The organism is Zhongshania guokunii (assembly GCF_040892635.1).
Taxonomy (GTDB): Bacteria; Pseudomonadota; Gammaproteobacteria; order Pseudomonadales; family Spongiibacteraceae; genus Spongiibacter; species Spongiibacter guokunii.
Window position 1 is genome coordinate 63204 of record NZ_JBFRYA010000014.1, and the last position, 23505, is coordinate 86708.

Genomic DNA, 23505 nt, shown 5'->3' on the forward strand with positions numbered 1-23505 from the left:
CATCTTATTTGCAAAGCTACCGATACCCCCCATTTAGGATTCTTAGACCGGCCTGCTTAAGGGTATCTTAAGAATTATAGTCTATCGTTACGCATATTGACTGAATGTGGATTAGCAAAAGTGCTTCTCCCGACATTCCACCTATGTAACGAGAAGCTATAACAATGCACTTTGGCCGCCGCCTAACTTCATACCAGCTATTGATTGCCGTCGCCTTATTCCTAGCACTAAGCGCAAACGCCACGTTCTTTCAGAACATACTGCAGATATACCCTTTACAGGACAATACTGGCTTTCTTCTGTCAGTGTTCGTCCTGCTTTTTTCTGCCCTTTTATTTATGCTCTCGCTGTTCAGTTTGATCATCCCGAGTAAATATGTGGCGATCCTCTTTATCGGTGTTGCTGCGTTCAGCGCCTACTTTTCCGACCAATACGGTACGGTTATCGACGTTGAAATGATACGCAATATGATCGAGACCGACACGTCCGAAACAGCCGATTTAATAACTTGGGGATTGATATCGAGAGTCCTTTTACTCGCTTTGCTACCTACCATTATTGTCTTTCGTCTCCGGCTCCAGAAAGTGAAGCTCCGGCGCTACTTAGCTGTTCACGCAATAGTCACTGGCATGTCGCTATGTGTGGCCGCGGCTTGCGTATTCAGCTTTAGCAGCCAGTACGCCAGTTTCTTCAGAGAACATAAATCTGTTCGATATTACGTCACGCCCGCCTATCCAATTTATTCGGCTTTGCAATTTGCAGCGAGTTTCTCCCATATCGACACAGACCTACCTTTCAAGTCATTCGACGCCATTTCTAGTATTCTGGAAGACGAAACTGACCACAAAGAACTTATCATCCTCGTTGTTGGCGAAACCGCCCGCGCAGACCACTTTTCCCTAAATGGCTATTCGCGCAACACCAACCCCTTGTTATCGCAAGAAAGTCGCCTTATCAGCTATAGCCGCATCCAGTCCTGCGGTACGTCCACCGCGATCTCCGTTCCCTGCATGTTCTCTTATTCTGGCCATGACGGCTTTGACGTAAAAAGCGCTCGTAACACCGAAAATGGCTTAGATTTACTCCAAAAGGCGGGTGTGAACGTTTTATGGCGCGACAATAACTCGGACTCTAAGGGTGTGGCTGATCGTATCCCATTCGAAAATTATCGTACGGCTGACAAAAACCCTATTTGCAACCCAGAATGCCGAGATGAAGGGATGCTCGATGGTTTACAGACCTACATCGATGATCAGACTGGTGACATTCTCATTGTTCTCCACCAAATGGGGAGCCACGGCCCCGCCTATTTCCAGCGCTACCCCCCAGAGTTCGAGCGATTCACCCCAGCATGTCAATCCGCTGAGCTTTCTGACTGCAGTCAGGAGGAGATCATCAATGCCTATGACAACACAATTGTGTACACCGATTATTTTTTATCGAAGGTGATCGAATTCCTTAAAGTAAATACCCCAAAATACGAAACCGCAATGTTCTATGTCAGTGACCATGGCGAGTCCTTAGGAGAATCGGGAATCTATCTTCACGGCATGCCCTATCGTTTTGCCCCTGATGCCCAAACGCATGTGCCCGTAATTGCGTGGATTGGAGAATCCTCCGACATAGATTACGAAGAATCTAAGCGACTGAAAGATCTGGACAATACCCACGACGAAGTATTTGACACCCTATTGACTGTTTTTGAAGTAAACACCGACCTTTTACCATCCGCAAAAGACAAGCTCATTGTTTTGTCAGAGGAAGACGAGTGAGACCAATGAACCCCATAAAGCAAATATTGTGGTCGATTCTCGCGCTATTCGTGCTGTTGCTCTGCTTTGAGAAAACGAACCTCGACCTGCTTGTTCAAGATGTCTTCTACAGCAGCAGTCAGCAATGGATTTTAGATACCACGCATCCAGTACTGCACTTTCTTTTATATGACGGTGCCAAAGCAGCCGTCATTGGTTGGGAATTATTACTACTTATTGCGCTGGTGTTTTTCAGAAAGAAAGCAATCGTCAAAGCGTATAGACAGGGAATCACTATCGTTTTAATTGCCATCCCCTTGTCGGTAGGCGTGGTGTCAGTACTCAAAAATTCGACCAATATCGCCTGCCCATACGCTTTAACCCGTTATGGCGGGGATATCCCCTATGTCCGCATATTTGATCATTACCCTGAAGGTCAGCGCCCTCAAAAACAACAGCGTTGCTTCCCAGCGGGGCACGCGAGTGCTGGATTTGCCCTCTTGGCGCTGTATTACTTGCCAAAGACCCGAAGGCGGAAAAATCAATTCCTTGCTTTAGCCCTAGGTGCTGGCACGGCGATGGGTACTTACAAAATGCTGGTTGGCCACCACTTTATCAGCCACACACTAATCACAATGGTGCTCTGCTGGTTAAAGGTGAATATCGTCGCCTTATGTACACAGCGATTCTCAAGCTTAGAAAATTCTGAATACACAGCCATTAATAACCAGACAGGCTAAGCCTGTGTTCAATTGCAGCCAAATAACTGAAAGTGCGCTGCTAAAGCCCCGAAGACTGTACTTACTTTGCGAACTGGTGGAAATCAGATCTATCGGACTAAGTGCATACGCCGCCACGATGATGGCAAGTAACCTGACGAAAACAGGCATATTGGGGTCGCGTGCAGCAAAATAAACTGTCAGTGTATGTATCTTCAACTTCTGTGCATGTGCTTTTAGTGACTTGATATTCATAACACGGAACAATTTGCCAATCGACACTGGCAATATAGCAGCTCTAGGTAAAACAAGCCCACTACGAGTACAAGCGTCAGCACTAATAGCGAATTAGTATCCACCACAATAACTTTTATCGTAATTAAAACCTTCGTGCTATGCTTCGCCAAGATTACTGTTCACCACATATAACTAATGCCAAAATCACGACAAGTCAAACGCATAAAAAAGGTAAAAAAACGCCGCTTGGTTATCGAATATTGGCCGGGAAAGCCGATGCGACGCTATTACCCACAACTGCAAACACACGCTCTGGTATGGCATGGACTCGTTACCAGCCAATTGCCCGCAGGTATAGTTGACGAGTTCACTTTCTCACCTGATGGGCCAATGTTTCTCGATGAATTTCTTCAAGTTATTCGAGAGGAATTTTCTAAAATTGTTGCTGATGATGCAGTTAACTGCGGAATTCGAGTTTACACCAAAAATTAGAAGGCCAGGTGGCAACAGCGTTATTTAATGCTTACGTTAACCATTAAACATCCGTGCTGGCACGTCAAACACGTGTAACCACGCACCCAAACTCAATGCAGGGCATATCTATAGGGCATATTTGCTAGGTATCACCCAATACAGCCGGCACCCTAGCTTCCACCTCTATCGTAATATGGGATAAGTTCGGGATAAGTGCTCGAACATTTTCTTTTATCTTCGCTACGGAGCTCCCTTTGCCCGCTGAGACAGATAAAATTACTGCGTTGTGGTGTTCCGCAATTGTCCAAATATGGAGGTCATTAACAACTAGACCATTATCACATTCAAGCTGGCGCTTAATTTCTGTTGGATTAACCCCTGTTACATTGCGGTCTAATAACACTCTTCCAGTGTCACCGAGAAGAACATAGGCCCAACGCGCAATAATAATGGAGCCGACAATCCCTATTACCGCATCCATCCACAACCAGTTCAAGTAGCGCCCCGCTAGCAAGGCAAAAATCGCCAATATGGAAGTCAGTGCATCAGCTAATACGTGATAATACGCAGCCTTTAGATTGTGATCGTGATGATGACTTTCGTGATCGTGCTCATGGCCTTCATGAAGGATTAGTACCGATATGATATTGACTACTAAACCAACTATTGCGACCGTTATCGCACTGAGATAGTGGATGGATTGTGGGTTAATAAGGCGCTCAATAGATTCTACTGCCATGTACAGCGCTACCATTGCCAATGCAATTGCACTAGCGAAACCACCTAGATAGTTTACTTTTCCGGTGCCAAAACTAAAGCTATCATCATTTCGATGCTTTCGAGCATAACTATAGGTAAAAATGGCTAATGCGAACGCGGCCGCGTGTGTTCCCATATGCCAGCCGTCGGCTAGCAATCCCATTGACCCTGACCAAGTGCCAACGATAATTTCTGCGACCATAGTAATTAGCGTTAGCCAAAACACCGCGAGTACTTTCCGCTCTTTATGAGCGGAATTACCGACAAAATCATGAGCATGGTTGCTATGAAAGGAGTTTTTCACTGTATTAAGGCTCATTGGATTAGGCTACTTGATTAATGAGAGAATAATTAAGATACTATACCCTAGTATAGTAAAAGGTCTACATGATATGTCTCACACAATTCAGAACCAGAAAAAAATACTAACCCGCATACGGCGAATCAAAGGCCAAGTTGAAGGACTTGAACGGCTGCTACTCTCAAAGCATGAATGCAATAAAGTATTGCAACAAATCGCAGCTATCCGCGGTGCGACCAATGGGCTAATGATGGACGTTTTGGAAAGTCATATGCGAGAGCATTTAGGTGCCGACGACATTCCTCCGGCACAGCGACAACAAGAGCTTGTGGATGTTATGGCAATCCTAAAAAGTTATCTAAAATGAACACCTTGCACCTAAAACAAGGCAAGAATGAAATCGTTGAATGAAGAAGCGCCTCACCTACATACTTATCCTTTCGCTGATGTTGTTTACCACATTAGGCTGGGGCAGCGTATCCGTTGCGGCTGAGCACATGACGCCAAACATGCAACCAGGATATGCGGGGTGATTGCGATACACCAGCAAACTGCTGTTGTGTGAATAGTAATAATAGCTGTGAAAACATCGATTGTGGCATTTGTGGACTAACGGCAAGCTTCCTACCACCCGTTCCTATAGCTGCACTTGAAAAAAACCAGCGACCCGGACAGTTGCCCTCCCGCCTCCACACAGTCCAGCGTTTCAACGCTTACTGCTCAGACCCCCAAAATTTTTATAATTTACTAATAGGCACCGGATAACGGTGCGTGGTTTGGCCTATTTATAGCGCCAAGTAAAAGGTATTTTATGAGGATTTATTATGTTCAGCCAAACTTAGTGGTATATCGCCGCCCCGGTCCGACGTTTTGTTGTTGCGGTCGTTGCAGCGTTGTCCCTGATTTTTGCCCCAGCACTGTATGCTGCTGAGGAATACACCCACTCGGTAACGCTGTCATCGTCATCGGGTTCAGCCATGGCCCAAGCACCTTTGACGAAGCGCTTCGTGCCAACCCAGGAATAACCGCCCTTGAAGCTCCTGTTCGAAGTACCGAAGCACGTATTATTCAGTCTACCGCCCTACGTGACCCACAACATGGCTACAGTACCCATCAATGTCAGGCTATTCGCCTCATATTTAGCTACTCTATCGGTTGCGTTATTGTGTTCCATATACTTGCCTATTCACTATTCAGGAGATAATTTCATGATGGATGTATCGAACAGTTGGGTGCGGACACTCAGGCGCTATATCGTTCTTATCCTAGCTAGCAACCTGCTGTGGGAAATACTGCAATTGCCTCTATACACCATCTGGCAAGAAGGCCAACCGAGCGAGATCACTTTTGCCATTTTTCACTGTACCCTTGGCGATGTACTTATCGCCACAGCCTGCATCGTAGCCGCACTCGCTATATTTGGTGACACAAGCTGGCCGCAGACTCGTTTTTGTCCTGTCTTGTTGACCGCGACCGTATTCGGAGTTGCCTATACCTTGTATAGCGAATGGGTCAACGTCCATATACGCGAAGCCTGGGCATACACTCGTTTGATGCCCACCCTGCCGTTGCTTAATGCCGGGATCTCGCCAATTCTGCAATGGCTCATACTGCCACCGCTTTGTCTGCTGCTCAGCGCACGGGGACGCCATGCTTTCAAACGTCCTTGCCACGCAGACGAAGAGCGTAAGTAATCACCGATACGGAACTGGTACTCATTGCCCGGGCAGCGTGACTCAGTCGACGTGCTTTGGCGATACCTCACTGTGTATCTAAATGCTCGCGCCGACTAATAATTAGCGATATCTCGACATTTTACTACGCCTTTTACCGCACCAAGCGGCATCGCTTGAGTGTTTTTCTTCCCTTTTGGTAAATAATTGCAATTCTTGAATGTTCGGAAAATTTTAACGCTTTTGCTAACCATGTCAGGACGACAAAAAGTGGTTTCCATGCCAAATGCGACGATCCTTTGATGCTGTGGGTATACCACGTTCAAGCCCTGAAAATCTTCTACGGATTTGTTGGAAATATGTATTTACCTGATAAAGCGATGCTTTGGATAAGAGATGAGCTATCTAGTCCAGATCAAGTCCTTTTTGAACGTAACGTTAAACAAGTGTGCAGTGCCATCCTAAATTTTTTCGGAGAAAACTGACATAAATGCGGCTCGCAGGCTTGATTCGAAATCAGCGAGATTTATGACGTCGATTGTGCAGCCACCCGTCACTTTGGGTTTAAACGCGGTGAGCAACTGCTTAACTTGTTTTGCGCAACCGCGAGCGCGCCAATCAGACAGCAGGCCGCGCCCACCCGGATCGGCGCAAATCCACTGCCTGGCTCGCGCATGCCGACGACCTGGCCATGGAACACGCGGGCTGCAGCACCGATGATTTTCCCGCGGTTGGCGAAGAAGCGGACGTCGTACTTCCATTCCCTGCCATCGCGATCAATCAATGGATGCGCTGCATAGCGCTGCGCGAGATAGGCATCGGCAGGTAATTCGGCCAGCTTCTTGCGGCTAATGCTCTTGCCAACGTAGACGCCGCGACTGGCATAGCCAGAGGCCGGCTTGAACACCCACTGACTACGGTCGGCGTACCACTCTTCAGTAGCTCGTTCGTCCATGGGAAGTGTTTCGGCGATGCGAAACGAAAGTCCCGAGGTTTCATCACGCGCCAGTTCCGGCTGTGATGACCATTCAATGAAACGACGCTTGTCGGCGATGGCTGTGTAGGCCGCTGGCGAAGGTGCCAAAATCGTCGTCCCTTCGGACACTGCGCGGAGGATGGATTCGTGAGCAGGCTCGGCTAACAGGAAATCCGTGCTGCGCCAATACACGCGATCAATCGACGTGTTTTGATGACGCAAACGACCCTCGCTGTAAGTCAGTTCAGCGGCATCAAGCACTCGCACGTCCATAGCATCCGGCCGAATGAGATCAGCCAGAGCATGCATTTCGGCAAGCAGCGCCTGGGACATGAGTTGGTCGTCTACGATCGCCACGACACCAGTGCTGTGTGGGTCAGCCCCCAGCAGGTCGTGACGAAATAGCGTAAGCAGTCGCTTTTCCAATTGGCCATGCTCCCAGTCTGCACAACATTCGTTGCCCTCGCGCGCCGCCTGCATCGCCGTAAGTACACCACCGGCATTGGTATTGACCTCGATCAGCACTGGCCCCTCAGATGTGGGATGAACGTCATAGCTCAGCAGCATGGGGCGAGAGTCCGCCTGCGGGTTCATGGCCAGGATCCGTGCCCAGAGCGTTTCAATGCCGGTAGTCACGAGACGTAATGCGCCCGGTGAGACAGGCACTGGCTGATCGAGAACGGGAAGGCCAAATGAATTAGACATTTTGTTACTCAGGCAAAGGTAAATAAATCCGCTGCATGTGCAGACTGTACCTGCACGCAGGTTTTCAATATTGGTACCATGTGGTCAGTGCCTTACAAAGGGCGATGAAAATCATGATGGCCCTGCCCACTATCGGCGTGGGTCTTTCAACTCAGCGCCACTGTTGGTCACTTTCCAGCCAACATAAATTCATTTCTAGCGACCTAGCTATCTTCTTGCTTTCCAATCTCCGCCTCCTCTGGGGTGTCCGGATGGCTCTCCAGTTTGGCCAGCCGTTCCTCTTCACGCTCTGATTCCCTGAGCAGCATGTTTTCAATCCGCGTTGTTAGCAAGAACTCCTTCTTTTCGCGGCGGCCGAACTCCAGGGCCAGATCTTTATAGAGCGAGATGGTCATGAGCACCATGATCAGCATGAAGGGAAACGCGGCAATGATCGAGACGGTACGCAAACCATAGAGCCCGCCGCTGAGCAGCAGGACAGCGGCCACCAGCAACTGCAGGCCGCCCCACATGATGCGGACGAATCGGGTCGGGTTGAGTACGCCCTTTGAGGTGAACATGCCGAGGACAAAGGTGGCCGAGTCCGCGGAGGTGATGACGAACATGGCCACCAGCAAAACAGCGCCAATACCCAGAAATTCACCACCTGGGAGTTGATTCAGCAAGGCATAGAGACCGGCCGGAGCCTCCGTGGCCACGGCATCAGCGATGCCGACTTGGTCGTATAGTTCAAAGTAAATGGCGGAGCCGCCAAAGGTTGAGAACCAGAGCATGCTGAGGACAACCGGCACGATCATCACGCCAAGGATAAACTCGCGGATGGTCCGGCCCCGAGAGATACGGGCGATAAAACTGCCCACGAATGGCGCCCAACTGAGGCCCCACGCCCAGTAGAACATGGTCCATTGTTCCACCCAGTGCTCGCTGGAATAAGGAGTGGTCACCAGACTCATTTCCGTGATGTTGCCCAGATATTCGCCTAGAGTCTGGGTCATCACCTTGAAGATAAACGCGGTGGGGCCAAGAGTGAGCACAAACAACAGAAGCAGAGCGGCCAACGCCATATTGGCGTTGCTAAGGAGGCGGATGCCTTTGTCGAGCGGGGTGAGCGCCGAAATCATAAAGAGCCCGCCCACCACGCCGATGATCATGAGCTGTGAGGTGAAGCCATAGGTAATATCAGCCAGGTCTGATAAGCCGCTGTTAATCTGGAGTGTGCCAAGACCAAGCGTGGTGGCAACGCCAAAAATAGTTGAGACCACGGCCAGGGTATCGATGGCCTTGCCCCAACCCCGATCAACCCTGGTGCCAAGCAGTGGGCGCAAGGTTTCGCTGATCAGTCCGTAGCTGTTGTGGCGAAAGCGGACATAGGCGATGGCAAGACCCACCAAGGCAAAATTTGCCCACTGGTGCAGCCCCCAGTGAAAGAAGGCATACCGCATGCCCATCTGGGCTGCTTCAGCAGTGCGGGGATCCCCAATACCCAAGGGTGGCTCATTGAAGTGCATCATGGGTTCGGCAACACCCCAGAACACCAAACCGACACCCATACCGCCGGAAAAAATCATTGCCAGCCAGCTGGGAAAAGAGAATTCTGGCGGTTCGCCATCGGGACCGAGACAAAGTTTACCGAATCTGGAAAAGGCAATGCCAAGGGTGAAAATAACAAAGCCACTGGTGGCCAGAAGATAGAGCCAGCCGACGTTGGTGGCGGTGGCATCCAGAACCTGCTGCGCCCCCTGCTCTACCATCTCTGGCCAGGAGGCCGCAACTGCCACGAAGGCGGCCATGATGAGTACCGAGACGTAAAAGACGGTGCCCACATCCCCAAGCAATCTGCTGAAAAAACCGGAAATACCGCGTGAGATATGCTTCATTGAACTCCCTGTTGCGAAATCGTAAATTTACGATTGAGTGTTGTCAGGAGCTATTCGGAGCCCTCTTAGAACAACAATGTCATAAAAATTATTAGGCATTCTGCAAGCGATTATAAATGGTGGCCAGCAACCATCCAGCGATACCCGCTGATACGATCCAGGCTACAAGGCCCTGAACAACACCGATCAGCGTCAGGTGCCAACCCATCTCATTCAACTGCATATGCAGCATATTACCTGACATGGACAACATCATGGTTGGCATCAACATGACCAAAGCGCTACAAATTAGCCATAGCACCGCCGCAGTAATCGCACTGGACACCCCAAATTTAAACGCATTAATGGTCATGATTATTTCTCCATCTGTGGTGGTATATCTGTGAAAAGAGTATCGCTACATATCGCTGAACCGGTTAGTAGACTGCGTCATGCGCATCATTTCGTGCTCCTCCAGCGAACGAAGTGATTCCATTAACTCTCTGGCAGAGGGGATGTCCGCCCTACTGGCAAGGTAGCGATACAGCTCAATCACCTGCTGATGCTGGTCGACAATCACCGCCATGATTTGCGTGGCGTTCAACTCGGCAAAGGGTGCGTCACAATGTGCATGTCGAACGATGGGGTGCTTTGCGACATATTCATAACACCAGGTATTCAGGGCAAGCTCATCGCCTGAGGTTTCGAAGCCATTAACAACTTTTGTGAGACTTTTTTCGTGATCTGACAGGTAGGCAAGAATCATTCGTGCTCGCTCATCGCTGTTCTTATCTACGCAATGAGATAAACACTGACTCAGCTGTTCGTGAAATTCCTGAGTCCAATGAAGAACATCTTTTAATGTTTCAATTTGCATAAGCACTCCCTCCAGTATCGATTAACTAAAAGCGGGAAATATCACGATAACCCGTGGCATCAGCCGTAAACTCTGCATATCCTTTTAAATACACGCACAAGTCCTTAAACGCATCAAGATCGTCATGAATATTTACTGTATTAACACCCGCTAATCCCCATCGGGGCACTCGTTAAAAAAGTTTATTGCCGTAAACATCTTTTAAACTATCGTCTTATGCTTGTAACGCCAGCAATTTTAATCTTCGGCATGCCTCTACAAAGGATTACCTTATTTCTCTTTATTGGAATTACCGCAACCGATTTCCCATGGCCACAACCGCCCCATAGCAAGAAACGTAAAAGACGCAGACCAAGTAATTAAAAGAAAACCATTTAATGCTTCCACTGCAGTAATAAAGCGAATATGTCCTAGCGGTTGAATATCTCCTAACCCAAGGGTCGTATAGATTACTCCCGAGTAATACAAATAATTCATTGCGTTACCCACTGGCGCGCCTTCAAACACGCCTAAATCAAGCAACGACACAGACCAATTATAAACCAGTGCATAAAAACCAATCTCGATTATATGTGCCAAGAAAAGTGCAATGACAATAACCAACACTTGCGATTGTCTTTCAAGATTAAATTTCTGTGTATTCGAACCCAGCCAGAGCAACACGCGATAATGGAATGCAAAAGTAGCTGCGACTAAACTAAATGCCAGAACAATCGCAAGTATCACGCTACTTATCTCCTCTGTTAGTAGCCAATGGGTATTCCAACTGATCGGGTATCAGTCTACCTTTTTCCTGATACTGCAATATGAAGCTATAGATTACGGGTAGTACCAGTAAATTAAGTAAGGTAACGGTTAGCATCCCTCCTAGCATAGGTGCTGCGATACGATGCGTTACATCGGAACCAGTTCCACTACTCCACATAATGGGAATCAAGCCCGCCATGGTAGAAATAGCCGTCATTGCGACCGGACGGACGCGTTTTGATGTAGCCGACAATACCGCGTCTTTTACCTCCTCAAGCGATAATCTATTGGTAGATATCGATCGTCTCTTGGCAATCTCTGTATCAATAAAACTTAGTACCAACACCCCTATTTCTGCCGCCATACCCGCCAAGGCAATAAAACCCACCGCGACGGCCACAGACACATTGTAGTCGTTGATATAGATGAGCCAGATCCCACCCACAAGACCAAACGGGATTGACATCATGACAACCAGTGGTTCGGTGATATTGCGAAAATTAAAATACAAGAGTAAAAAAATAATGAACAAGGTCGCTGGTGCCACAATTTGTAAGCGAGCCGCTGCGCGCTCCATATATTCAAACTGCCCCGACCAAGTAACGGTATAGCCCGCAGGTACCTTCACTTGCTCTTGTAACACTCGCTTCGCTTTGGCAACAAAGCCACCAATGTCAGAGCTAGAAATATCCACATAAATCCAGGCATTAGGCCTAGCATCTTCACTTTTAATGACCGGAGGGCCACGCTGGTATTTTATCTCTGCGACCATAGCCAAAGGAATTTGTGCTCCAGTCGGTGTTGGGATCAATACCCGCTTGAGCGTTTCTATGTCGTCACGTAATTCTCTTGGATAGCGCAGGTTTACAGGGTAGCGCTCGAGGCCTTCAACCGTTTCGGTAATGTTCATGCCGCCAATGGCACTCTGAATAACATCTTGCACTGCGCCCACCGTAAGACCATAGCGAGACGCACTCTCACGGTTAATATCAAAATCCAGGTAATAACCGCCCACCGCTCGATCACCAAACGCCGACGTGGTTTCAGGTAAGGATTTCATTGCTTGCTCAATGTCCTGAGCAACTTTTTGAAGGACATTGAGATCGGGACCAGAGACCTTAATACCAACAGGCGTTTTAATTCCCGTTGATAACATATCAATCCGAGTTTTAATCGGCATCGTCCACGCATTAGCTAAACCCGGAAACTGTATGGCCTGGTCCATTTCATTCATCAATTCCTTGGTGGTTTTCTTGGGATTTGGCCATTGATCCTTGGGTCTTAACCGTACCGTGGTTTCCATCATAGCTAGTGGCGCTGAATCCGTCGCCGAATCGGCACGCCCCACTTTACCGAAAACATGGTGCACTTCGGGAAAGGTCGCTAAAATTTTATCCGTTTGCTGCAATAGCTCCTTGGCCTTAGTAATCGAAATACCAGGAAAAGTTGTTGGCATGTAGAGAATATCGCCTTCGTCCAAGGGCGGCATGAATTCGCTACCTAATTTTGAATACGGGTAATAGGTCACGGCTAATAAGCCTAATGCCAAAATAACAGTAAGCCCCCGCCACCTCATTGCGAACTTTAAAGCAGGTCCGTGTAATGCATGCAATGCTCGATTGATTGGGTTTTTGTGTTCGGCAATGATCTTTCCGCGCAAAAAATAGCCCATCATTACCGGCACCAACGTTATAGCCAGAATGGCTGACGCTGCCATGGCGTAAGTCGCCGTAAATGCTAACGGGCTGAATAAACGCCCTTCTTGCGCCTGCATGGTAAAAATCGGCAAGAATGATACGGTAATCACCAGTAATGAGAAAAATAACGCTGGCCCGACTTCTTGGCAAGATTCACTAATGGTTTTCCAGCGCTCATCATTGTTCAATGCATTCCCTTTCTCCTCCACCGCAGTGGCCAGGCGACTGTGCGCGTTTTCAACCATAACAATCGCGCCATCGACCATCGTACCGATCGTTATCGCAATACCACCCAGGGACATAATGTTAGCGTTAAGCCCCTGAAATCGCATTACGATAAAAGCCATCAAAATACCGAGTGGCAAAGTAATAATTGCAACGAAAGCTGAGCGAGCATGCAGCAGAAATAGAATAACAACCAAACTTACAATAATTAATTCTTGTATTAACGATGTATTGAGGCTTTTAACCGCACGTTCAATGAGATCGCCTCGATCATAGACAGGTACAATTTCCACCCCGTCTGGCAAACCCTCCTTTAACTCCTCCAACTTGGCGCGAACTGCCTGAATCGTGGCTAATGCATTTTCACCGTAGCGCATAATCACCACGCCACCGGCGACCTCCCCTTCACCGTTAAGGTCAACTATGCCGCGCCGCAATTCAGGGCCAATCTGAACACGGGCGACGTCTTGTAAGCGTATTGGCGTGCCATCGCCATCAACTCCCACCGGTATACTGTTGAGGTCATCAATCGACTGAATATATCCCCGCGCCCGCACCATATATTCGGTTTCTGCCATTTCCACCAGGCGCCCGCCTACGTCCTTATTGGACATCTTGATGGCCATCTTGATTTTGTTCAACGGAATGCCGTAGCGCTGCAATGCATTGGGGTCGACTTCAACTTGATACTGCTTGACGTAACCACCCACCGATGCAACCTCGGCTACCCCTTGCACAGTTTGCAATGGGTAGCGCAGATACCAATCTTGCAAGGAACGTAATTGCGCTAAGTCATGTTTACCCGTTCTGTCGACTAAGGCGTATTCGTAAATCCAACCTACACCAGTTGCATCAGGCCCTAAGGTCGGCGTGATGCCCTGAGGCAAACGACCACTAACGTAATTAAGAGATTCCAAAACGCGTGAACGCGCCCAGTACATATCCGTGCCATCTTCAAAAATAATGTAGACGAAGGACAAACCAAAAAAAGAATAACCCCTCACGACTTTGGTGCGAGGTACAGCGAGCATCGAGGTTGTTAGGGGGTATGTCACCTGGTCTTCAACCACTTGCGGTGATTGCCCCGGATATTTGGTAAAGATAATAACTTGTACGTCTGATAAGTCCGGAATTGCGTCCAACGGCGCGTTTTTATAAGCAAACAATCCAACCAAGGCAATAATGGCAGTAGCAATCAACACCATTACACGATCACGTAGGGAGGCTTTGATAATGGCATTAATCATGTTCATACGCTCCCAGTGTGCCCTGTTCTGCATGGTCATCCTTTTTTATACTAGAAGTGCCGGCATCCTCCTCACCACGATCAATCCGCTTATCGCTTACCACGCCATTTGGACTGTCTCCGCTCACGTTCAGCACATCCATCATTTTTGCGGTGGCTTCCCGCAATTTTGATTCAGAATCAATCAGGAACTGAGCAGAGGTCACCACCTCCTCACCGGCATTAACTCCCGCCAGAATCGCTACTTGTCCAGCAGACTCAATACCTAAGGTTACGATTCGAGGTTCAAACTTTCCTACACCGCTTGCTATAAAGACCTGAGCACGATCACCGGTGCGAATAACAGCTTCAGCTGGTATAACAACCACATCTTTCAAGGGGTCGGCATAAATACTAACCTTCGCAAACATATCAGGGCGCAATAACAACTCACTATTATCAAAAACTAAACGCACTTTGGTGGTTCGTGTTTTAGACTCGGCATAGGGATAAATATAAGAGACAGAACCCTTAAATATTTTTCCTGGAACAGAAACCAAGGTCATGTCTACTTCATCACCTAACTTGACCCACGGCAGTTCATATTCATAGACATCCGCGTACACCCAGACCTGTTTCAGATCAACCATCATGTATAGTTCGGTTTTTGGTGTCACAAACTGTCCCTTGCGCGAACCAATACGAATAACAGTGCCGTTGACGGGAGAATGTATATGGAGGTATTTTTGAATAGTTCGCGTTTTTTCAAGCGCCCTAATTTGATGTTCTGGTACATCTAAAAATTGCAACCGTTCGCGAGCGCTCCTAACCAACTCTTCAGCCCCCCGCCGGATTTCATCGAAAGGACTCTTACTCAGTGTTGATAGATTATTCAGTGCTAATAGGTATTCCTGCTGCGTTGAAACTAGTTTTGGTGAATAGATACTCAGCAAGATATCGTTCTTAACGACTGTCTGCCCAGTTTTATCCACGCGGACATCTTCGACCCAGCCATCCACTTTGGGGTGCACCCGTGACATTCGCTGTTCATCAAAATCGATTCGTCCCATGGCTCGAATGGTTCGACTGATGGATTTACGCACGGCCATGGCGGTTCGAACACCGATATTCTGTACGACTACTGGATCAATTTTAACTGTGCCCGGTATTATACTCGTCTCGTTATCGGCATACACCGGAACATAGTCCATGCCCATCGAATCTTTGGCTGGTACCGGCGACGTCACTAATGGATTCATCGGACTGCGGTAAAACAAAATTTGTTTTGCTATAGAAGCTTCGCCTTCGTCTGCATATACCGGTACGTAATCCATTCCCATCGAATCTTTTGCAGGTACCGGCGACGTAACAGTCGGATTCATCGAGTTTCGGTAAAATATAGGTTTAATGTCATCCGTTGCCATAAGCTCGGAATCGGCATCACCACCGAAGATAAAATAACCCGCGCCGAGGCCAATAATAAGCATCAGAATTGGGAGTAATGGGGTAGATTTATTCATAAACAGATTCCTTACCGACGGCGGCTTCTAGTCGCGCTAATGCTTGTTTCGCTTCGCTCAACGCTTTCCAATATTGCAGTTCATAATTAAAGAGAGTCATTTGGCTACGAACCAGGTTAAGAAAATCGACTTCACTTACCTGATAGCCCGCCAACATAGAGTCCACCGTTTGTCGTGCCTGTGGCACGATGCCGCTGCCAAAAAGCGAAAATTGTTGTTTTGCTCGATGATAGTCTGTCACCGATGTGGAAATAGCCGCCATCACCAGGCCTTTTTCGTCGAGTAACGCATAGTGATTTTTTTGTAATTCATAATTTCTTTGCGACACCGCTTTTGATTGTTTTCGACCTGCATACAAAGGTATCTTTACACCGACCATAACAGACACAAAATCCGAACGAGAACCACCTCCTGGCGACGGGTTATCACCAGCTCTATCACCGTACGTCACACCTACTTGAAAATCAGGATAATAATCTCGCTTAGCCAAATCCAGACGCGATTGTGCTGCCTCAATCTGAGTTTCCATCTGTTTCAAGCGCGGCCTAGCAACTTCTGCCAATTGGTAAAGCATCGTTTCATTAGCAAGATTCGGCATCGTTTTTGAGACTTGATTCGGTAACAAGACGACCTTATTCGCCGGTCTATCCATAAGAACATTAAGCTGAATAGACTGGTTTCGTCGTATCGCTTGTAGTTGAATCTCTTGATCTATTAATTTTGATAATTCTAACTGTGCAAGTAAAACATCCTGCTGTAAACCTTTGCCAGTTTCGTATTTGGTTTTCGCTACGGCTATAAACTGCCGTAACAGACTTTTATTCATCTCTACTGTTTCAAGGGCGCGATCTAAATAGTAAATATTCCACCATCTACTTTTAACATTTCCAATTAATTGCAATCGAACTTCATCCACCGTATGTCCGGCAGCCAATGCATCATATTCAGCAGCCTCCTCCTTCAAACCCAGTTTCCCAGGAAAAGGAAATACTTGGCTGAAGCCGATCTGAGTCTGAGTCATGGCTTCCTGATCTCTATCAAATGTATCAGTGGGGAAGTTCATCGCATTTAAACTAACCATAGGGTCTGGCAACGCTCCCACCTGTGAAGGTATTTCGGACATCGACTTGTAGCGCGCCCTCATCTCACTGAGGTTTGGATTGTGTCCGACAGCTAGACTTACGGCCACTCTCTCCGTGAACTGATTTGTATTCTCTCCGCTGTACAAAGGCGAACTAACTACGCTCAACATGACAAACCACAATTGTAACGTCACTTTTTTATCAAAAAATATGTTTGACATTATTTCTATACCTGAAAAAATAATTGATAAAATCAACTAAAATATTTCATTTAATGAAAACAGAGTAAAGGAGAAACCCATCAATAGGGCACCAAGACTGAATTGCTATTCAGACTACAGCATACATATTTCGGCGCAGCCTTATTCGTCATTTTTGGTAAATCCCCCCATTATAATTTTGCGTTTAATGACATAAGACATTAGATCTACAATCGTTTTTCCAGATGGAAAATATGCCCAACTATCTCCCGCAGGCTTATAAACTGGGAAATAAGCCCTCTTTCTAATTATTCACAAATTCCACAACATCATTCTTCATAACATCCCCTTCGGTGTTTATTGCTCGCGAGAAATGATCATTAACCACAGATTTGATCTTCAATTTTCCGACATAATCGACTCTGTAGTCAGACTCACCCTCCTCAACAGCACCTTCCCATACATATCGATAAACCTGGAGGTCCTGACCTACTTTAGCCCCATCCTTGCTACCTATGCATATAACCAACTCATCATTATCGATGCCAACCACCTGGCCTTTCATGATTTGTTCGTGATAAAACTGACTGCCAAAACAGGCTGTCAGTAACCATACTAAAATCATCAGAAAGCTAATTCCCAGTATTTTCCGCAACATTTTAATACTCCTATTGACTTATATTTTTATATTACAATGTTAAAAACATAGGGCCACATAAACCTTATGCGCTCCAATACTTACAGATCACTAATCCGCGAATGTATTTTTTATATATTCAAGGGCTGCCGTTAGGTTTTCATCAGAAAGCCGACTGTTACCGCCTCTTGGTGGCATTGGCATCAAACTCCCCTCACTTTGAAAGCCATTAATAATGTTGCTAAGTAGTTCGCTATCACTCTTCGACAAACGGCCATCTGCGGAGGTAAAATCGGGAACACCTGAGAAGCTACCCTTTCCATCAGTACCATGACAGGCCATGCAGTTGTTTTTATAAACACGCTCCCCAGAAATAGTACTTTTAACTTCCGCTACCTCTGTTATCAACACCTCTGTACTAAGGCGTGTATGTGTAGACTTTGCATTAACTCCTCTTAAAAAGGTAAGGAGGTCGCGAGTCTCTTGCCCTGTCAGCCCTGCTCGAACACGCATATGAAAAATAGAAGTAATCCCATCACGAAGATCCGTTGGGTTACGCATGTTGTGACAACGCGAACAGTTCTCTGACCAAACCTTACTGCCTTGAGAAAAGTTGCCTGCTTCTGGATAATCAAGCGCCACCGACCACTGGGACGTCACCACTAAAAGCGCGGACAAAATTATTCCTTTACCATTGTTATAAATACCTGTGCAAATTTTCGTTTTCATTACTGTTTTCCTCTGTTAGAAAACTATCAGCTAAGAAGGTTCTAATTAAAAACCATAGGCCATCTGAAACAGGAATCTATCTTTATCGGCGTCGCTTTCCGTTTGACCATCATTAAATTCGTAGCTTAATTTTCCAATAAAATTATTGGCAAAGAGGTAGTTAGCACCTACAGCCCATTGCTGCTGATCCTGACTATTGTGGGGCGAATCGAAGTCCGTATAGCGCGCAACCAACTCCCATTTCGATTGACTGATTCGATAAGCTCCCTGTGCGTACCATGTCTCCCAAATTGCGCCTTCTGAGGCTGAAGCACCACTCCCCGTATCAGCCCCGACCTCAGTCTCAACATACTCACCACGTATATTGAAAGCTTTATACTGCAAGCTGAAATCACCTCCAATCACATCATAATCACGTGCTTCCTCACGGCCGAGCAGACTGTTGTCCCCTTCATGAATTGACGTAACCGTGGCTTCACCGCTAGCAGCGGAAATACCAAGTTCAAACCCGACGAAGGGAATAAAGCCCAGTCGAGCACCTACGGCTTTTTTACCATCATTGTCTGCGCCAAACCCTTCTGCCTCTACACCATCCAGTTCAAATTCACCGTCTTCAAATTCACTCATAAGCTCCGGGCCATTACTGATATATATGGCGTAATTTGTCCTTATACCGCCAACAGGAAATCCACCACGTACTTGGAATCCGACGTCGGATACTGGCGCGGCTCCATCGTGACCAAACCCAGGTGGCGCTGAAGGAAGTTTATTGATCCAGGACGGATGGAGGTTCTGTCGAAACTGACCAATAGGACTCAAAAATTTACCACCAACAAGGATCATATAGTCGTTTACAAACCAGTCGATCGTTAGATATTCAAGATTAGTCTCAGTCTCTCCATCGGCGTTAATTTCAATCTCCAATTCAGCTTCGAGCATCACTATGTCGCGGTATTGAAAGTGAAAGATGGGCGCAAACGTACCCACATTGAAACTACCGTCCGTCGACTCAGTTTCGATGTATCCCACATCGGCATAACCAGACATATGGATCAGGGTGTCAGGTAGTAACCAATCGCTGGTACTAGCGACATCTTGCTTGATAAGCTGAACCTCTTCTTTGGTCGCGCTCTTTCCTAACTGCTCCTTCAGCTGGTCCATTTCCTGCTGCATACGCTCGAGGCGCTCGGCTAACACTTCATCACTTAGCTCCGCGAGCGCCACCGTTGAAACCGTGGCAGCGGCAAAGGTGAACATGATAGCTCTTGCTAATTTTTCTAGTTTCATAACTTGTCTCCGTTATTTTGATAGACCTATCGACCAGGTGGTCGCTTATGGCAACTCAAAGGCTCATGGCTGACATTGTCTTTAACGTTCTGATCGACAAATTTGTAATAACCTTCTTTAAAATGCGTCCACCAATCATGGCTAACTTCCACATCATGTTGCTTGAGAACGCTTTCAATACCATCCAGACAAACTCGTGATGCGTCGTAGTCCAGATTCAAAACATGTGATTTCTCATCAAAAGAGATAGCGTCAAGACCATAAATATTTTCGATTTCTGCAATGGCTTCTTGCAACCTGCTCTGTTCGATGGGTTCGAGCCTCAAATGCCGCACTACCAGATTGACTTCAGAAACACCCAATCGATGATTTCCTTTTTTGCTCATATAAATCCCTCCAAACCCCAGGCCAGTGTATGCATGTAACTAAGTATTAAATTCCACCTCACATGGAACACCGGCGAGGGATTATAGTAGTTAGTACCTCCATGTTCTTGCTAATCCTATTGATTATGCTTTTCGCCTTCCATCGTCGCCTTGTAATGTTTATGTGTTGGATCATTTTCTTTATTCGTACTTTTAGGATAATTACCTTCTTTATAATCCTGATGAGATTCACCCGGCATGGTTGCCTTGTAATTCTTATGCGTAGGCATCGCTTCCGCATTTTTATCAGTTTTTGTTGCTGACTCTGAGTTGCTATGAGACTCACCTGGCATAGTGGCTTTGTAATGTTTATGGGTTGGCTCCTGCTCCGCATAAACAGTCACAGCTGCTGAAGATATAATTACTAATAAAGAAAATCTTATAAAATTATTCATGGCATTCTCCAATTAAATATAAATTTTTTGGTTAATTTTTTAATATATTATGCAGTACGCTATTTTATTCCATACGCCTCTCCTTTCTAATCACAACACTCATTAAAAATTATCACTCGATAATAGCTTTTGTTTCCAACTATGGAGTACAGAAATTCGTTTAATACAAGCATCAAGGAATTTCCAATACCTTACATAATCACTCTAAATATGTACTAACTCTAATTCATCATCACGGTTATCCAGATAATTTTATTACGCCGTTATTCAATGATTATGTTCACGGTGCATTATTCTTTTCCTTGCCTCTGATCCCAGATATAGATGCTCACCGCATGCAATCAGAATCATGACAAAAACAGCCACGGCGATAACATAAGGATCGGAATTCAGCTTCACCCAGACAAATCCGCTCAGTACAAACAGATCCAGAATAATGGCAGTCACTGGCACCCAAGATTTGGCTTTAATATCGTCCAACAAGTAACGCAGAACGCCCCAGTGAATGGCAATATCCATGACTAGGTAGAAAACTATACCGAGAGCAGCAATGCGGGAGAGATCAAAAAATGCGGTGAGAAAAATCCCCAGCACGACGGTATATACCAGCGTGTGTTTTTGGATGCTGCCAGACATACCGAAATGGCTATGGGGCACCAAATGCATTTCCGTCAGCATCGCCAGCATTCTGGAAACTGCAAAAATGCTGGCAAGAATGCCTCCCGCCGTTGCAGTCATGGCAATGGCAACGGTGAACCAAACACCATATTCCCCAAATACAGGACGCGCCGCCGCTGCCAAAGAGTAATCTCGGGTTTCGATAATTTCGCTGAGAGAAAGGTTGCCTGCTACCGCAAAACCAACCAGCGTGTAAATAACAACACAAGCAGCGATTGAAATAACAATGGATCGGCCAATGTTTTGGTGTGGATCAATCACCTCGGAACCACTATTGGTAATGGTGGTAAAGCCCTTGAAGGCCAAAATACCAAGCGCAGTAGCTCCGAGAAAATTTCCTAACGTTCCAGGTTCGCTCTCACGGGTAAAATCGATTGCCAGGCTGTCCGCCAGTAAAACACCTGCCAGACCGATAATCAGAATGCCGCCAATTTTCAGCATGCCAATAAAACCGGCAAAACCTTGAATAAGGCGATTGCCCTGAAGATTAATAACAAAGGCCGTCAATATGAGTGCCACACCCAGTATCGGCACCATAAGACCGGATTCGTCACCACCGAACAGTTGCATCGTGTATGAGCCGAATGTTCGGGCTAAAAAACTTTGCGCGATGACCATTGAGAAGTACATCAGCAAAGCATTGAACGCGGTGGGTAATCGATCACCATAGGCTTTGTGGAGATACATACCTATGCCGCCCGCAGAGGGATAGGCGTTAGATATCTTGATGTAAGAGTAAGCACTAAAAGAGACGATCACAGCGGCGGCCAGAAAGGCCAATGGAAACAATGCCCCCGTCATTTCGGCCATCTGCCCGGTCAGCGCAAAAATACCGGCACCTATCATCACGCCAGTGCCTAACATTACTGTTCCAGACAACGTTAAGCTGTCTTCATCGTAATGCGAGGTGCGATTCTGATCGCGGGACATGGTTTCTCCTTAAATGGTTTGTGTTTTTTCAGTGGTAAATTTTGGAAACCACGCAGGAGTGGAATCCATATACCGGCGATAGATATCAGCGAATTCGTCCAGTGCCATTTGTTCTTCACGTTTCGCCAAACGCACATACACAATCACCAATATTGGAAACATCACCACAGTAGGTAGCGTTGGCCACTGCAACAGGAATCCGAACATAATCATGATGAAGGCAATATATTGAGGGTGGCGACAACGGGCATACCAGCCGGTGGTAGCTAAGGAGCGCGTTTGTTGGGCCTTATGTAAAACATTCCAAGCCGCTGACAATAAAAAGAACCCTGAAATGATCAGTATATTGCTGGCGATATGTAAGGGGTCCCAGTGAGCATTACCTTCGAATCCAAAAAGGGTATGCAGTAAATGGCCGTTTTCATGAGCAAGAAAGTCCACTCCGGGATACTTTTCCGCGAGCCAGCCGGAGAAAAAATAGATCGTTAGCGGAAAGCCATACATTTCAGTAAATAAGGCCACAATAAAAGCAGAGAACGCACTAAAGCTTCGCCAGTCGGTTTTTGTTTGTGGTTTAGCAAAACTGAAGGCGAAGAATATAAATATCGCTGAATTTAGTATCACTAACGTCCAAAGTCCGTAATCGGAATCACCGTGCATTGTCTTTCTCCGTTGATGTCGATGGAGGATTAATATCGCATTTTCCGTTAATGATGATGGCGATCTTCTTTTTCATTGCGCCCGCGCTCCAAGCCACGGCGATAGGCATCCTGCTCCGTCTCACCCGGCTCCTGCCCCCCATGCCCGTTATCTCCATGACCATGTCCACCATGCATAAAAATATGCATGAAGGGGCAAGCTAAAATAATCAGGAATGGCAGGTACTGCCAGACATGCTGTCGGTGCTCCATCAGTAAAAAGTAGCTGGCCGCACCAATTAACCCCATTGCAGCCAAACCTTTTGGCGTAAACCAGAAAGATGTTTTTTGCGTTGTCATAACGCACCTCCTTTCAATGTGTCGTGGCTATTGTTTATGGTTATTCCACCGTGATCTGTCCGCGATACATTTGCATTTGACAATGGAAGGTATATTCACCGGTAGACAACGCGGGTAGTTGAATCGTCTTCAACTTATTCAACGGCAGGGTATCGCTAATTTGTAAGTCCGGGATTAGCAACGCTTCCGAACAAGGTGATTGATCTTTGCGCATGAATTTAATTTCTACTGGTTTTCCAGAAGGTAATTTAATGCGCGACGGGCTATAGGTACCGTTTTCGACAACAATCACTAAATCATCTTCACCTATTTCAGTCTCCTTGGGCCTGTACAACCAAAACCACCATACAATTAATCCAATCAACACAACGCCGGCAATATTGATAAGTAACATGTCATGCT

Annotated in this window: 24 protein-coding genes; 5 read left to right on the plus strand and 19 right to left on the minus strand. The window is 46.6% G+C overall.

Annotated elements, in window-relative coordinates; all coding sequences use genetic code 11:
* The first annotated feature begins 164 nt into the window (after nucleotides 1-164).
* The 3 genes from AB4876_RS15015 to AB4876_RS15025 all read left to right on the plus strand — a co-directional run bounded on the left by AB4876_RS15015 (nucleotide 165) and on the right by AB4876_RS15025 (nucleotide 3199).
* Nucleotides 165-1772: a phosphoethanolamine transferase gene (locus AB4876_RS15015; RefSeq protein WP_368382574.1), complete on the plus strand. Its 1608-nt coding sequence runs from the start codon at nucleotides 165-167 to the stop codon at nucleotides 1770-1772.
* 5 nt (nucleotides 1773-1777) lie between these two features.
* Nucleotides 1778-2491, plus strand: a complete 714-nt coding sequence (locus AB4876_RS15020) for a phosphatase PAP2 family protein (RefSeq protein ID WP_368382575.1) — start codon at nucleotides 1778-1780, stop codon at nucleotides 2489-2491.
* Between the two features lie 411 nt (nucleotides 2492-2902).
* Nucleotides 2903-3199, plus strand: coding sequence for a hypothetical protein (locus AB4876_RS15025; RefSeq protein WP_368382576.1), 297 nt, complete (start codon nucleotides 2903-2905; stop codon nucleotides 3197-3199).
* A gap of 124 nt (nucleotides 3200-3323) precedes the next feature.
* Here the strand turns inward: AB4876_RS15025 and dmeF are convergent, their stop codons facing one another.
* Entirely contained in the window at nucleotides 3324-4259 is a 936-nt protein-coding gene (dmeF, locus tag AB4876_RS15030) for a CDF family Co(II)/Ni(II) efflux transporter DmeF (protein ID WP_368382577.1), read from the minus strand.
* Nucleotides 4260-4332: 73 nt separating this feature from the next.
* Between dmeF and AB4876_RS15035 the strand changes: the two genes are divergently transcribed.
* Nucleotides 4333-4608, plus strand: coding sequence for a metal/formaldehyde-sensitive transcriptional repressor (locus tag AB4876_RS15035; RefSeq protein ID WP_368382578.1), 276 nt, complete (start codon nucleotides 4333-4335; stop codon nucleotides 4606-4608).
* A gap of 471 nt (nucleotides 4609-5079) precedes the next feature.
* Here the strand turns inward: AB4876_RS15035 and AB4876_RS15040 are convergent, their stop codons facing one another.
* Complete coding sequence (locus tag AB4876_RS15040; protein WP_368382579.1) at nucleotides 5080-5220, minus strand: hypothetical protein; 141 nt, start codon at nucleotides 5218-5220, stop codon at nucleotides 5080-5082.
* A 229-nt stretch (nucleotides 5221-5449) separates the two neighbouring features.
* Between AB4876_RS15040 and AB4876_RS15045 the strand changes: the two genes are divergently transcribed.
* Entirely contained in the window at nucleotides 5450-5935 is a 486-nt protein-coding gene (locus AB4876_RS15045) for a hypothetical protein (RefSeq protein ID WP_368382580.1), read from the plus strand.
* A 532-nt stretch (nucleotides 5936-6467) separates the two neighbouring features.
* Here AB4876_RS15045 and AB4876_RS15050 read toward each other — a convergent pair.
* The 17 genes from AB4876_RS15050 to AB4876_RS15130 all read right to left on the minus strand — a co-directional run bounded on the left by AB4876_RS15050 (nucleotide 6468) and on the right by AB4876_RS15130 (nucleotide 23497).
* Nucleotides 6468-7595, minus strand: a complete 1128-nt coding sequence (locus AB4876_RS15050; protein WP_368382581.1) for a hypothetical protein — start codon at nucleotides 7593-7595, stop codon at nucleotides 6468-6470.
* A gap of 203 nt (nucleotides 7596-7798) precedes the next feature.
* Nucleotides 7799-9472 (minus strand): BCCT family transporter, encoded by a 1674-nt coding sequence (locus tag AB4876_RS15055; RefSeq protein ID WP_368382582.1) that lies wholly within the window; start codon nucleotides 9470-9472, stop codon nucleotides 7799-7801.
* 91 nt (nucleotides 9473-9563) lie between these two features.
* The gene (locus AB4876_RS15060) at nucleotides 9564-9824 is read right to left on the minus strand and encodes a DUF5676 family membrane protein (protein ID WP_368382583.1); all 261 of its coding nucleotides are present in this window, start codon (nucleotides 9822-9824) and stop codon (nucleotides 9564-9566) included.
* A gap of 45 nt (nucleotides 9825-9869) precedes the next feature.
* Entirely contained in the window at nucleotides 9870-10328 is a 459-nt protein-coding gene (locus AB4876_RS15065) for an ATPase (protein ID WP_368382584.1), read from the minus strand.
* A gap of 270 nt (nucleotides 10329-10598) precedes the next feature.
* Nucleotides 10599-11054, minus strand: a complete 456-nt coding sequence (locus AB4876_RS15070; RefSeq protein ID WP_368382585.1) for an ion channel — start codon at nucleotides 11052-11054, stop codon at nucleotides 10599-10601.
* Between the two features lies 1 nt (nucleotide 11055).
* Complete coding sequence (locus tag AB4876_RS15075) at nucleotides 11056-14244, minus strand: efflux RND transporter permease subunit (RefSeq protein WP_368382586.1); 3189 nt, start codon at nucleotides 14242-14244, stop codon at nucleotides 11056-11058.
* Nucleotides 14237-15742 (minus strand): efflux RND transporter periplasmic adaptor subunit, encoded by a 1506-nt coding sequence (locus AB4876_RS15080; RefSeq protein ID WP_368382587.1) that lies wholly within the window; start codon nucleotides 15740-15742, stop codon nucleotides 14237-14239. Before AB4876_RS15080 ends, AB4876_RS15075 begins: the two co-directional genes overlap by 8 nt.
* Nucleotides 15735-17045, minus strand: a complete 1311-nt coding sequence (locus tag AB4876_RS15085; protein ID WP_368382588.1) for a TolC family protein — start codon at nucleotides 17043-17045, stop codon at nucleotides 15735-15737. The genes AB4876_RS15080 and AB4876_RS15085 overlap by 8 nt, the downstream gene beginning before the upstream one ends.
* A gap of 283 nt (nucleotides 17046-17328) precedes the next feature.
* Nucleotides 17329-17682, minus strand: a complete 354-nt coding sequence (locus AB4876_RS15090) for a hypothetical protein (protein WP_368382589.1) — start codon at nucleotides 17680-17682, stop codon at nucleotides 17329-17331.
* A 90-nt stretch (nucleotides 17683-17772) separates the two neighbouring features.
* Nucleotides 17773-18390, minus strand: coding sequence for a c-type cytochrome (locus AB4876_RS15095; RefSeq protein ID WP_368382590.1), 618 nt, complete (start codon nucleotides 18388-18390; stop codon nucleotides 17773-17775).
* Between the two features lie 45 nt (nucleotides 18391-18435).
* Nucleotides 18436-19677: a putative porin gene (locus AB4876_RS15100; RefSeq protein ID WP_368382591.1), complete on the minus strand. Its 1242-nt coding sequence runs from the start codon at nucleotides 19675-19677 to the stop codon at nucleotides 18436-18438.
* 26 nt (nucleotides 19678-19703) lie between these two features.
* Nucleotides 19704-20063, minus strand: coding sequence for a cation transporter (locus AB4876_RS15105; RefSeq protein WP_368382592.1), 360 nt, complete (start codon nucleotides 20061-20063; stop codon nucleotides 19704-19706).
* 116 nt (nucleotides 20064-20179) lie between these two features.
* Nucleotides 20180-20497 (minus strand): hypothetical protein, encoded by a 318-nt coding sequence (locus AB4876_RS15110; RefSeq protein WP_368382593.1) that lies wholly within the window; start codon nucleotides 20495-20497, stop codon nucleotides 20180-20182.
* Between the two features lie 267 nt (nucleotides 20498-20764).
* A complete protein-coding gene (locus AB4876_RS15115; RefSeq protein WP_368382594.1) occupies nucleotides 20765-22105 on the minus strand; it encodes an APC family permease in 1341 nt (446 codons plus the stop codon).
* 9 nt (nucleotides 22106-22114) lie between these two features.
* Nucleotides 22115-22765 (minus strand): methyltransferase family protein, encoded by a 651-nt coding sequence (locus AB4876_RS15120; RefSeq protein WP_368382595.1) that lies wholly within the window; start codon nucleotides 22763-22765, stop codon nucleotides 22115-22117.
* A gap of 47 nt (nucleotides 22766-22812) precedes the next feature.
* Nucleotides 22813-23103 (minus strand): DUF2933 domain-containing protein, encoded by a 291-nt coding sequence (locus AB4876_RS15125; RefSeq protein ID WP_368382596.1) that lies wholly within the window; start codon nucleotides 23101-23103, stop codon nucleotides 22813-22815.
* A gap of 40 nt (nucleotides 23104-23143) precedes the next feature.
* Nucleotides 23144-23497 (minus strand): cupredoxin domain-containing protein, encoded by a 354-nt coding sequence (locus AB4876_RS15130; RefSeq protein ID WP_368382597.1) that lies wholly within the window; start codon nucleotides 23495-23497, stop codon nucleotides 23144-23146.
* Between the last annotated feature and the right edge of the window lie 8 nt (nucleotides 23498-23505).